This window comes from Micromonospora sp. URMC 105, assembly GCF_051386295.1.
In the GTDB taxonomy this organism is placed as follows: domain Bacteria; phylum Actinomycetota; class Actinomycetes; order Mycobacteriales; family Micromonosporaceae; genus Micromonospora.
Map to the genome: position 1 here is coordinate 1 of NZ_JBPQTL010000139.1, position 10,858 is coordinate 10,858.

11 protein-coding genes are annotated in these 10,858 nt (G+C 77.3%); 3 read left to right on the top strand and 8 right to left on the bottom strand.

The window, feature by feature from the left end; all coding sequences use genetic code 11:
* Positions 1 to 10 precede the first annotated feature (10 nt).
* Both ACSNN7_RS27195 and ACSNN7_RS27200 read right to left on the bottom strand, forming a co-directional pair.
* Positions 11 to 1,093 carry a polyprenyl synthetase family protein gene (locus ACSNN7_RS27195; RefSeq protein WP_436683869.1) on the bottom strand — a complete coding sequence of 361 codons (1,083 nt, stop codon included), beginning with the start codon at positions 1,091 to 1,093 and terminating at the stop codon, positions 11 to 13.
* A 9-nt stretch (positions 1,094 to 1,102) separates the two neighbouring features.
* Positions 1,103 to 2,497, bottom strand: a complete 1,395-nt coding sequence (locus ACSNN7_RS27200; RefSeq protein WP_436683870.1) for a helix-turn-helix domain-containing protein — start codon at positions 2,495 to 2,497, stop codon at positions 1,103 to 1,105.
* A 274-nt stretch (positions 2,498 to 2,771) separates the two neighbouring features.
* Between ACSNN7_RS27200 and metF the strand changes: the two genes are divergently transcribed.
* Together metF and ACSNN7_RS27210 are read left to right on the top strand one after the other, a co-directional pair.
* The gene (gene metF / locus ACSNN7_RS27205) at positions 2,772 to 3,689 is read left to right on the top strand and encodes a methylenetetrahydrofolate reductase [NAD(P)H] (RefSeq protein ID WP_436683872.1); all 918 of its coding nucleotides are present in this window, start codon (positions 2,772 to 2,774) and stop codon (positions 3,687 to 3,689) included.
* A gap of 44 nt (positions 3,690 to 3,733) precedes the next feature.
* A complete protein-coding gene (locus ACSNN7_RS27210) occupies positions 3,734 to 4,423 on the top strand; it encodes a CDP-alcohol phosphatidyltransferase family protein (protein ID WP_436683873.1) in 690 nt (229 codons plus the stop codon).
* 15 nt (positions 4,424 to 4,438) lie between these two features.
* On the opposite strand, the gene ACSNN7_RS27215 is transcribed toward ACSNN7_RS27210, so the two are convergent.
* From ACSNN7_RS27215 to ACSNN7_RS27240, 6 genes are all read right to left on the bottom strand, one after another.
* Positions 4,439 to 5,926 carry a phytoene desaturase family protein gene (locus ACSNN7_RS27215; protein ID WP_436683875.1) on the bottom strand — a complete coding sequence of 496 codons (1,488 nt, stop codon included), beginning with the start codon at positions 5,924 to 5,926 and terminating at the stop codon, positions 4,439 to 4,441.
* Between the two features lie 11 nt (positions 5,927 to 5,937).
* Positions 5,938 to 7,068 carry a glycosyltransferase gene (locus tag ACSNN7_RS27220; RefSeq protein ID WP_436683877.1) on the bottom strand — a complete coding sequence of 377 codons (1,131 nt, stop codon included), beginning with the start codon at positions 7,066 to 7,068 and terminating at the stop codon, positions 5,938 to 5,940.
* 61 nt (positions 7,069 to 7,129) lie between these two features.
* Positions 7,130 to 7,945, bottom strand: coding sequence for a carotenoid biosynthesis protein (locus ACSNN7_RS27225; protein WP_436683884.1), 816 nt, complete (start codon positions 7,943 to 7,945; stop codon positions 7,130 to 7,132).
* Positions 7,945 to 8,529, bottom strand: coding sequence for a GNAT family N-acetyltransferase (locus tag ACSNN7_RS27230; protein ID WP_436683878.1), 585 nt, complete (start codon positions 8,527 to 8,529; stop codon positions 7,945 to 7,947). The genes ACSNN7_RS27225 and ACSNN7_RS27230 overlap by 1 nt, the downstream gene beginning before the upstream one ends.
* A complete protein-coding gene (locus ACSNN7_RS27235) occupies positions 8,526 to 9,287 on the bottom strand; it encodes a monooxygenase (RefSeq protein WP_436683880.1) in 762 nt (253 codons plus the stop codon). Before ACSNN7_RS27235 ends, ACSNN7_RS27230 begins: the two co-directional genes overlap by 4 nt.
* Positions 9,284 to 9,772 carry a YbaK/EbsC family protein gene (locus tag ACSNN7_RS27240; protein WP_436683881.1) on the bottom strand — a complete coding sequence of 163 codons (489 nt, stop codon included), beginning with the start codon at positions 9,770 to 9,772 and terminating at the stop codon, positions 9,284 to 9,286. The genes ACSNN7_RS27235 and ACSNN7_RS27240 overlap by 4 nt, the downstream gene beginning before the upstream one ends.
* 874 nt (positions 9,773 to 10,646) lie before the next feature.
* Between ACSNN7_RS27240 and ACSNN7_RS27245 the strand changes: the two genes are divergently transcribed.
* A partial coding sequence (locus ACSNN7_RS27245; RefSeq protein ID WP_436683883.1) for an SAV_6107 family HEPN domain-containing protein occupies positions 10,647 to 10,858 on the top strand: 212 nt, incomplete at its 3' end.

Here is a 10,858-nt window from a genome sequence, read left to right on the forward strand (position 1 = left end):
GGGGAGGGGGTTAGTCGGCGCGGCGGGTGGCGGCGATGGCCAGGTCGACCAGGGCCTGGCGGGCCTCGGTGTCGAGGTCGACGGTGGTGAGAGCGGCCAGCGCGGCGTCGGTGAGGGTGACGATCCGCTGCTCGGTACGGGCCAGCGCCCCGCTGGCGGTGATCAGCTCCCGCAGCCGGGTCACCCCGGCCTCGTCCAGCGCCGGATCGCCGAGCCGGCCGAGCAGCAACTCCCGGCCGGCGTCGTCGGTTGCCTCCACAGCCGCCGCCACCAGATAGGTGCGCTTGCCCTCGCGCAGGTCGTCCCCGGCCGGCTTGCCGGTCTGCGCCGGGTCGCCGAAGACGCCGAGCACGTCGTCGCGGAGCTGGAACGCCTCGCCCAGCGGCAGCCCGTACGCCGAGTACGCCGTGCGTACGTCCGCCGACGCCTGGGCCAGCGCGGCGCCGAGCAGCAGCGGCCGCTCGACCGTGTACTTGGCCGACTTGTACCGGGCCACCTTGCTGGCCCGCTCCACCGAGGTGTCCCCGATGGCCTGGGTCAGCACGTCCAGGTACTGCCCGACGGTGACCTCCGTGCGCATCTCGTCGAAGACCGGGCGGGCCCGGGCCACCGTGCCCGGCTCCAGGCCGGCGGAGTGCAGCAGCTCGTCCGACCAGACCAGGCAGAGGTCGCCGAGCAGGATCGCCGCCGCGTCGCCGAAGCCGTCCGGGTCGCCACCCCAGCCCGCCGCGCGGTGCCGGGCGGCGAACCGCCGGTGCACCGCCGGCTCGCCGCGACGGGTGTCCGAGCGGTCCATCAGGTCGTCGTGGATCAACGCGCTGGCCTGCACGAACTCCAGCGCCGCCAGGGCGGTCACCACATGGTCGGAGTCGACCCCGCCGGCGCCCCGGTACCCCCAGTACGCGAACGCCGGGCGCAGCCGCTTGCCGCCGCCCAGCACGAACGCCTCGATCGCCTCGGCGACGGGCACCAACGCGTCGTCGACGCCGGTCATCCAGGTGCGCTGGTTGGCCAGGAACTCGGCCAGGGCCTTGTCGACGCGCTGACGCAGGCCGGCACGGTCGACGGGAGAGACGGGAGCTGCGTGGGTCACGTACCGACGCTATCCGGTCGGCGTCGGCCGCGCGCCACCGCCGGGTCGGCGGGTCGCACCCGACCCGCCCGGCGGCCCGGCCCGCCGCCCCGACGACGACCGGACGGGGGCGGTGACCGGGCCGCGGGGAAGGAAGCCGCGGGCATCGGCGAGCAGCGCGGCGTAGCGGCGTACCGCCGGCTCGCCGCGGTGCGCGGCCAGCCGGCGCTCCAGCTCGGCCAGCGGGGTCGCGGCCCGCGCGGACCCGGCGCGCACCGCGTCCAGCAGCGCGGCCCCGGCCACCGCGCAGGCCTGCTCCACCTCGCCGAGCTGGAGCAGGCCACGGGCCAGCCAACCGCCGTAGACCGCCGCCCGGCGGGGTCGGCCGGCCCGGCGGGCCGCGCGCAGCAGCGGCAGGGCCGGTCGGGGCCGGCCGAGCGCGACCAGGGTGCGGCCGGTCATCGCCGCCAGCTCGGCGTCGTCGAGCCAGTAGAGCCAGGGCGGCTCGGCGGCCGGCTCGACCGCGCCGCCCGCGCGCCGCGCCGCGTCGAGGGCCTGCCGGGCGGCCCGGGTCCGCCCGCCCAGCGCGGCCGCCAGCGCCACCCGGTGCAGCAGCAACGCCCGCAGCCCGGGACCGGCCGCCCGCCGGGCCCCCGCGTACGCGGTGCGGGCCAGCAGCAGCGCGCCCTCCGGGTCGGCGGCCCCGGCCAGCAGGTGGCTGGCCGATCCCAGCACGTGCCCGGCGAGCGCCGGGTCACCGGCCGCCGCGGCGGCCCGCAGCCCGAGCCGGTAGGCGTCCAGCCCGGCGGCGGGATCCCCGGCGTCGGCGTGCAGCCACCCGGCGAACTGGGCCGTCTCGGCCAGCACCGGCAGCAGTCGCCGCCGCTCGGCCGGGCCCGCCCCGGCCAGCGCCCGGGCCGCCCGCCGCAGCCGGTACGCCCCGGCCGGGGCCAGGTCGGCGCCGCCGCTGACGTCGTCGAGCCGGCGCAGCTCGGCCAGCTCGCCGGGGGCGGGTGGCCCGCCCGGCTCGGACCGCCCCGGTCCGCCCGCGTCGGCGTCGCGGTCCACCGCCGCCGGTGCGACGAGCAGCGGCGCGTGCGGGTCGGCCGCCCAGCGTTGGGCCAGGGCCAGCAGGGCCGACCGGGACCGGGAGCCGCCCGCGCCCACCGGGCCGCGATGCCGGCTGCGCCCGGCGGCCTCGACCAGCAGCCCGGCCGGCGCGTCGAGCACCAGGGCCAGCCGGTGCAGCCAGCGGTCGCCCGGCAGCCGGGCCTGGCGCTCCCAGCGGGAGATCTCGTGCCGGGTCACGGTGGGCGCGCCGGAGGCGGCGCAGAGCTCGGCGGCGAGCCGCTGCTGGCTCCAGCCGCGGGCCAGCCGCAGCTGGGCGATCAGCGGCCCGAGCAGGCGCGGGTCGGGCGGGGTCATCGGTCCTCCGGTCGGGCGTCGGCGCGGCGAGCCGGCCGTCCGGCAGGACGGGACCGGCGCGCCGTCGGTCGGTGCTGACCCCCGCGCGTGCCCCCGGGCGCCGGCCCCGACCGGCGCCACCCGCGCTGGTTCCTTCCTACCCCGGGGGTACGACGGCGGGCCGGACCCGCCGTGCGTCGCCGCGCCGACCGGTCCACCGGCGTGCGCAGACGGCCGTCGATGCCACGATGGGAAGATCGTGGGTACGCGGGCCGGCGCCCGCTAGAGTCAGGGCGTGGCGCTCGGTCTTCCCTCCGTCCTCCCCAATCCCCAGCCGGCGATCGGGGCGTTGATCCGTGACCGGCAGCCGACGTTCTCCTTCGAGTTCTTCCCGCCCAAGACGCCCGAGGGCGAGCGGCTGCTCTGGCAGGCCATCCGGGAGCTGGAGTCGCTGCGACCCTCGTTCGTGTCCATCACCTACGGCGCGGGCGGGTCGACCCGGGACACCACGGTGGCGGTGACCGAGCGGATCGCCACCGAGACCACCCTGCTGCCGATGGCCCACCTGACCGCGGTCAACCACTCGGTCGCCGAGCTGCGCAACGTCATCGGCCGGCTGGCCGGCGTCGGCGTGCGCAACGTGCTCGCCGTACGCGGCGACCCGCCGGGCGACCCGGGTGGGGAGTGGGTCCGCCACCCCGAGGGCGTGCTCTACGCCGAGGAACTGGTCCGGCTGGTCCGCGACGCCGGCGACTTCAGCGTCGGCGTGGCCGCCTTCCCGTACAAGCACCCGCGTTCCGCCGATGTCGCCAGCGACACCGCGCACTTCGTCCGCAAGTGCCGGGCCGGCGCGGAGTTCGCGATCACCCAGATGTTCTTCGACGCCGACGACTATCTGCGGCTGCGCGACCGGGTCGCCGCCGCCGGCTGCGACACCCCGATCCTGGCCGGCGTGATGCCGGTGACCCAGATCGGCACCATCGAGCGGTCCGTGCAGCTGTCCGGGGCGCCGTTCCCGCCCGCCCTCGCCGAACGGTTCGCGCGGGTCGCCGACGATCCGGAGGCAGTGCGCCGGCTCGGCATCGAGCAGGCCAGCGAGATGTGCACCCGGCTGCTGGACGAGGGGGTGCCGGGGATCCACTTCATCACCCTCAACCGGTCCACCGCGACCCGGGAGGTCTGGCGCAGCATCCAGGCCGGCGCCCGGGTGTGAACGCCCGTACCCCGACACCTGAACCGCGCCGCGACGGTTGATCGATGGTGGGCACACAGCTGAAGTGGGACGACTACGCCACCGCCTGGGCCCGGCTGCACGGCGGCTTCGACCCGCGCGCCGCCGCGCCGGTGGTCCGGGCCTGGCTGCGGTTCGCCTACCACGTGGGGTACATCCTCGGCCGGCTCCGGATCGGCCCGACCGCGGTGACCGTGGCCGGGGTGCTGCTCTGTCTCTGCGTGCCGCTGTTCTCCGTACGATCGGTGGACGGTCCGCTGCTGGGGGCGTTGTTCGTGCTGCTCGCCGCGGTGGCGGACAGCGTCGACGGGGCGGTGGCGGTGGCCACCAACCGGACCACCCGGCTCGGCTACGTCTACGACTCGGTCGCCGACCGGCTCGGTGAGGTCGCCTGGCTGACCGCGTTCTGGCTGGTCGGCGCGCCGGGCGCGCTGGTGGTCGCCGGCGGTGCGCTGTCCTGGCTGCACGAGTACGTCCGGGCCCGCGCGGTCGCCGCCGGGATGCGCGACATCGGCGCGGTGACCGTGGGGGAGCGCCCCACCCGGGTCTGCGTGGCCCTGGTGGGGCTGCTGCTGGCCGGGCTGACCGGGCTGATCGACCCGGACCTGGCCGCCGGCACCATCACCATGGCCACCGCCGTCTGGGTGCTGCTGGCCGGCTTCGGCCTGGGGCAGCTGCTGTCGACCGTGCGCCGCGCCCTGATCGACGCCGGCTGACCCCTCGCCGCCCCGCTACCAGGCCGGACCGATCTCCTCGGCGACGATCTGCGCGGAGAGGGTCACCATCGGCAGGCCGCCCCCGGGGTGGCTGGAGCCGCCGACCAGCCAGAGCCCGTGCACCGGGCCCCGGTTGGCCGGGCGCAGCAGCCCGCCCGCCGTGCCGTAGATCGTGCCGCCCGGCGCGCCGGTCGCCGTGTCCAGGTCGGCGGGGGTGCGGACCTCCCGGAACACCAGCCGGTCGCGGACGTCGACGCCCCGCTCGGCGAGCACGTCGAGGATCCGGTCGGCGTACGCCTCGGCGAGCCCTGGCCGGCGCCAGTCCACCGCCCCGGCGGCGGTGCCGTGGCGCGCGGCGTTGACCAGTACGAACCACGACTCGTGCCCGTCCGGGCGGACCATCGGGTCGTCGGCGACGGTGACGAAGACGGTCGGGTCGGCCGCCGGCCGGGCCCGTACGCCCCGTCCCGGGTCGCCGAAGACCGCGTCGAACTCGGCGTCGTAGTCGCGGGGGAAGAACACGTTGTGGTGGGCCAGCCCGGTGTCGCCGCGTACCCCGAGCAGCAGCACGAAGCCGGCCAGGCTGCGGTCGGTCAGCCCGGCCAGCCGGCGCGGGGCGGGCAGCAGGTCCCGGTAGAGGGTGAGCGCGTCGGTGTTGGCCACCACCACGTCGGCGGGGACGGGCGCGGTGGCGCCGGCGAGGCGTACCCCGTGCACCCGGCCGCCCGCGGCGTCGATCCGGGTGACCGTGGCGCCGGTCTGCACGACCACGCCGAGGTCCAGGCAGCGTGACAGCAGCGCGTCGGCCAGGGTGCCCAGCCCGCCGCGCAGGTACCAGCCGCCGAAGGTCAGCTCGGCGTAGGGGACGGCGACCAGCGCGGCCGGGGCGCGGCGCGGGTCGGCGCCGGTGTAGGTGGCGTACCGGTCGAGCAGCATCCGCAGCCGCGGGTCGGACAGCTGCGACCGGCCCAGCCCGCGCAGGCTGCGGCCGGGACCGATGGCGGCCAGGTCGCCCAGCCGCCAGGCCAGCGCGGCGAGGTCGCGCGGCGAGCCGACGGCCCGGCGCAGGATGTCGCGGTGCGAGGCCTCCCACACCCGGGCGGCCCGGCGCCAGAGCCGCTGCCAGTCGGCGGCGGCCCGGTCGCCGAGGGCCGCGCCGATCCGGGCGGCGAACTCGGCCGGGTCGGCGCAGGAGTCCAGCGCCGGCCCGCCGCCGGGGAAGACGTGCCGCACGATCGGGTCCAGCGGCACCAGGTCGAGGTACTCGTCGAGCTTGGCCCCGGTCGCCTCGAACAGGTCGTGGAAGACCTGGGGCAGGGTGAAGAGGCTGGGTCCGGTGTCGAAGTGGAACGAGCCCGCCGGGGTGTCGTGCGCGTACCGGCCGAGCTTGCCGCCGACGGTGTCGGCCCGTTCGAAGACGGTGACCTCGTGTCCGGTGACGGCCAGCCGGGCGGCGGCGGCCAGGCCGCCCACCCCGGCGCCGACGATCACGATCCGCGCCATGCCGCGTCCTCCTAGCTGACCGGGCGGCCCCGCCAGGACAGACGTCGCCGCTTCCGCAGATGGTACGACCGCAGGGTCAGCCAACCGAGGACCACGACCGACACGGGGTGTGCCAGCGCGTCGGGCCAGGCCCGGCCGCCGGTGGCCCGGGCGCTGAGCACCCGCCCGGCGACCCCGAGCAGGTAGCCGGCGGCGGCGAGCGCGGCCACCCCCGGCGCACCGGCCGCCAGCGCCGCGCCGGCGGCCAGCGGGGGCGCGGTGTAGAGCAGGAGCAGCAGGGTCACCACGAGCGCCGCCGCGCTCGGGTGGCCGAAGGAGGCCCAGAGCGACTTGGTGTAGCCGTCGCGCAGCTGCGGCCAGTTCTCGTACATCCGGCAGGCGGCCAGCCGGGAGCCGTCGGCCAGGGCGATCCGCCCGCCGGACCGCTTGACCGCCCGGGCCAGCTCGATGTCCTCCAGGACCTTGTCGGCCACCGCGGCGTGGCCGCCGGCCCGGTGGTAACCGGCCCGGTCCACCACCAGGAACTGCCCGCCCGCGGCGGCCAGCGACGGCCGCGGCGAGCGTTCCATCGCGCGCAGCGGCAGGAAGGTCAGCCACAACCACTGCAGCAGCGGCTGCACCAGCCGGTCGGCCGCCGTCCGCACCAGGATCCGGGGGTACGGCGACAGCAGCGCCGCCCCGGCGGCGCGCAGCTCGGCGACCGCCGCCGCGACGGCGTACGGGGTGAGCACCACGTCGGCGTCGACGAAGGCGAGCGCGGTGGCGGCCGGGTCGGCCCGGCCGGCGAGCTGGTGGCAGGCGTGCGGCTTGCCCAGCCAGCCCGGCGGCGGGTTGACCCCGGTGAGCAGGGTGACCCGGGGATCGTCGCCGGCCACCGCGCGGACCACGTCGGCGGTGCCGTCGGTCGATCCGTCGTCGAGCACCACGATCCGCAGCCGCGGCACCCCCCGCTGGGCCAGCAGCGAGCGCAGGCAGGGCGTGAGGCGGGCCGCCTCGTCGCGCAGCGGCAGCAGCACCGCCACCGTCTCGGTGACCTCGACCGGATCGCCGGCAGGGCGGCGCAGCCACCGGCCCGCGTTGACCGCGGTGTGCGCGGTCAGCGCGGCGAGCGCGAGGACCAGGCCGAGGAGCGTGGCGCTCATGCCGTCGCCGCCCTGCGGTGACCGGCCGGCTTCCGCGCCCGATCCCCGCTGTTGCGCTCGCTCATGCGGTGGCGTCGACGCCGGGACGCGCCGGCCGGCGGGGAGCCCGCCCGTCGTCACCGTGCCGGCGGGCGCGCACCAGCGTCACCGCCAGCGGCACCGCGGCCGCCGCCATGCCGGCCGCGCCCCAGAGCGCCGAGGCGGGCAGGTCGAGGAAGACCGCGTGGGCCAGCACGCTGGAGAAGTACGTCCACAGGTAGAGCGCGAACATCGGGTCGTCACGGGAGTCGGTGACCGCGACGGACGGCCCGGCCAGCGGGCGCAGCGCGCTCATCAGCAGCACCGCGAAGAGCAGCCAGCCCAGGTAGTTGCTGACCGGGATGCCGGGCAGCCCGGGCAGGGCCGGGTCGGCGTCCCGCCACACCCAGTAGCCCTCGGCCACCATCTGCGGGTCGAGGAAGAGGTCCCAGGCGGCCAGCCCGACGGCGGCCAGCGCGATCCGGCCGGGCCCGGACGAGGTCAGCCGGACGGCGGCCAGCCACGCGGGCCACGCCATCCAGGTCCAGGCCAGCGGGATGATCAGCGGCACCCCGGCCAGCTTCGGGCCGAGTTCGCCGGAGTAGTCGTAGCTGCCGAACGGGAAGCCGGTGGCGACCCCGAGCGCCTCGATCGCGAAGCCGCCGCCGGTGGCCACCGCGACCAGCGCTCCCGCCGTACGCGGGCCACGGCGCAGCAGGGCGTGCCCGACGGAGAGCAGGTAGCCCAGCACGACGGTGGCGACGGTCAGCCGGGCCCGGGTCTCGCCGGTGGTGAGGGGGTAGCAGATCTGGGCGAGGACGAGGACGGCCAGCAACGCCCAGGGGGCCCGCTGTCGGATCACGGCACGGCCGGGCCGGACTCGACGGCGGCGGCCGGCTCGGCGGCGGCCAGCGGCAGGTCCCGGCCGAGCACGCCGAAGGGGCGCTCGTCGCCGGGGAAGTGGAAGTGCCGCAGCACGTCGACGAAGCCGAAGCGCCGGTACAGCCGCCAGGCCCGCGAGGTCTGCTCGTCGGCCTCCGGGGTGGACAGCAGGGTGGTGGTGCCCTCGGCGAGGGTGAGCAGGGCGGTCAGCTGCCGGGTGCCCAGGCCGTGTCCCTGCGCGGGCGGCCGGACGTGCAGCTCCACCACCTCGAAGCAGTCGGTCAGCCAGCGCCGGCGGGCCCGCGCGTCCAGGGCCCGGTGCACCTGGTCGTGCCACCACTGCCCGGGCGCGCCCAGGTAGCCGTACCCGAAGCCGGCCAGGCGGCCGTCGGTGGTGAGACTGGCGACGGCGCGGAAGCCGGGTCGGCGCACGTGGGTGGCGATGTAGCCACGGCGGGCCTCCAGCAGGTCGGCGCGGTAGTTCATCGCCTCCCCGTAGACGGCGACCACGTCGTCCAGCCGCCGGACGAGATCGTCCGGCGTCCACCGCACCAACCTCATGCGTGTCCCTTCACCGTTGCCGCGTCGCCGTCGGCGACCCACCCCAGCACCGTCCGGTCGCCGACCACGTCGCGCACCTCGAACCGCGCGAAGAGCTCCTCCGCGTACCACCCCTCGGTGGGGGTGCGGCTGATCGCGGCGCGGTGCTCCGGGTGACGGTACGCGAACGCCACGAGGTCCGTCGGGTCGCGCCACACGCTGACCGTGCCCTGCCAGCCCAGCGGGGCCTCGCCGACGCCGAACCGGGCGAGCAGCCCGGGCGCGGAGTGCAGCGCGGCGGCCACCGGGGGGATCGCCGTCCAGAAGGTGGCCGCCCGGCGGGGCCGCAGCCGGGCCCGGGTCAGCGCCAGCACCGGGCCGTCGACCCGGCCGCCGGGCGGCTCGCCGAACGGGCGCCGGCCGGACCACTCGCCCCGGCTGGTGACCGGGCGCAGGTCGACCCGGACGGCCGCCCGGGCGATCCGGGCCCACGCCCGGCCCACCGGGGAGGCGTCGAAGCCCTCGGCGGCGGTGGGGGAGTCCCAGACGGCCAGCGCGGCCCACCGGGTCAGGTCGGCGTCGCCGGGGCCGAAACCGGTGCCGGTCCCGGTGCCGAGCAGCTTGCCGAACCGGACGCCCGGCGTGGCGCGCAACCGGCGCGGATCGAGCGCCATCCGGGTCAGCGCCCGGGGCAGCGCCGCCCGGGAGACCCGCCACACGTGCAGGGTGACCAGCTCGGGGACGGTGTCGCCGGCCGCCGCCCCGGCGGGCTGGCTCACGCCACCTCGGTCGGGGTGCCGGCGGTGATCCGCAGCAGGTCGGCGTACGTGCTGGGGAAGACCGCCTGCGGCACCCCGCCGGCCGCCCAGATCTCGGGGTACTCCTGCAGGGCGGTGTCGACCAGGGTGCGCAGCGGGCGCGGGTGGCCCAGCGGGGCGACCCCGCCGATCACCTGGCCGGTGTGTTCGCGGACGAACTCCGGGGTGGCCCGGCGCAGCCGGGTGACCCCGAGCCGGACGGCCAGCTCGGCGGTGTCCACCCGGTGCGCACCGGAGGTGAGCACCAGCAGCGGGGCGTCGTCGGCCGCGAAGACCAGCGAGTTGGCAATGGCGCCGACGTCGACGCCGAGCGCCGCGGCGGCGGCGGCCGCGGTGTGGACCGCCTCGGGCAGCAGGCGGACCGCGCTGGGCGCGCCCGCGCCGTCGCGCGCGTCCGCGTCGTCGAGCGCCGCCTGCACCGCCCGTACGTTCGGGTGTGGCTGCATGTCGCCCATTCTTCCCGGTACGCCTCGGCGCGGTGGGGCCGGTCGGCAGGTCGGCGTGGCGGGTACGGGGAGGTGCCGGGGCGGCCGGCGGCGCAGTCGACCCGGCGACCGTCACGCGCCGTGACCCGACTCCCGGCACCCGTACTGCTCCTTCCGCCCTTTGCTCTGCTGCCGCGGACGCGACAGCCACGCGACGTCACCGTCGCCTGGGCGGCAGCAGAGCAAAGGAGGCGCGGGGGGTGGTGCTCCCTTGGCCGTTGCCGGGGACGTTCGCGCTGTTCGGCTACCGGACGACCCGGCGGGAGGCCGGTGCAGGCCACCCCCGGCCGAGCGGAGCTGTCACGCATGGTCATGGCGTCGGGCTGAGAGTCGGTCGTGACCGAGCGTGAGTGCCTACCGTCCCGGGGCATCGATCAGACGGCGTCCGGGTCCGGTGCGCCGGCTCCTCGGCCGCGATGCGGGGGAGCCGGCGGCACGCCGGGCGCCACACGTTGCGTTTTCGTCGGAGGGAGGGTGTACTGTCAGAGCAGTTAGAACGAGTGTTCGATTGAGTCGTACGCCCGTTCCAACGCCCGGGAGCGGTGTTTCGCGGCTCCGACTCCCGGGAGAGGTGCGGTTTCGCGGACCGCACCGGGTTCCGGGCAGTCGCGAGCCCGGTCCCGTCAAGGCAGGATCGTCGTCCGCCGCCCACGACCCCCGGGCGGCGGACGACGAACCCGCCGGTTCGCCGGCCGGGTGTGATGTGGGGAAGCGTCCACACCCGGCCGGCCCCCATCCGGTGCGTCTTCCTCCGCACCACCCGCTCCGGGCGCCCGCCCGACGGATCCTCTCCGTCGCGCGCCGCGCCCGCCCCGGTCACGCGGAGGAGACAGTCATGCCGACCAACCCGGCCCAGGCACCGACGGTGCCCGCGCACGTGCTGCCGCACCGCACCCCGGCCCAGCTCCTCGCGGTGGCCCGGATCGGGCTCAGCGAGGCCGCCCAGACCCGTCCCGACGGGCTGCGCTACGCCGCGGCCCACCTCGCGGCGCTGCGCGCGGCCGCGGCCCTGCTCGCCGCCCGCGCCCGCCCCGCCCCCACCCGACG

Coding starts and splice junctions, on each gene's coding strand:
- ACSNN7_RS27220 (WP_436683877.1), bottom strand. CDS start 7,068: ATGAGCGCCACGCTCCTCGGCCTGGTCCTCGCGCTCGCCGCGCTGACC.
- ACSNN7_RS27230 (WP_436683878.1), bottom strand. CDS start 8,529: ATGAGGTTGGTGCGGTGGACGCCGGACGATCTCGTCCGGCGGCTGGAC.
- ACSNN7_RS27210 (WP_436683873.1), top strand. CDS start 3,734: ATGGTGGGCACACAGCTGAAGTGGGACGACTACGCCACCGCCTGGGCC.
- ACSNN7_RS27200 (WP_436683870.1), bottom strand. CDS start 2,497: ATGACCCCGCCCGACCCGCGCCTGCTCGGGCCGCTGATCGCCCAGCTG.
- ACSNN7_RS27215 (WP_436683875.1), bottom strand. CDS start 5,926: ATGGCGCGGATCGTGATCGTCGGCGCCGGGGTGGGCGGCCTGGCCGCC.
- ACSNN7_RS27240 (WP_436683881.1), bottom strand. CDS start 9,772: ATGCAGCCACACCCGAACGTACGGGCGGTGCAGGCGGCGCTCGACGAC.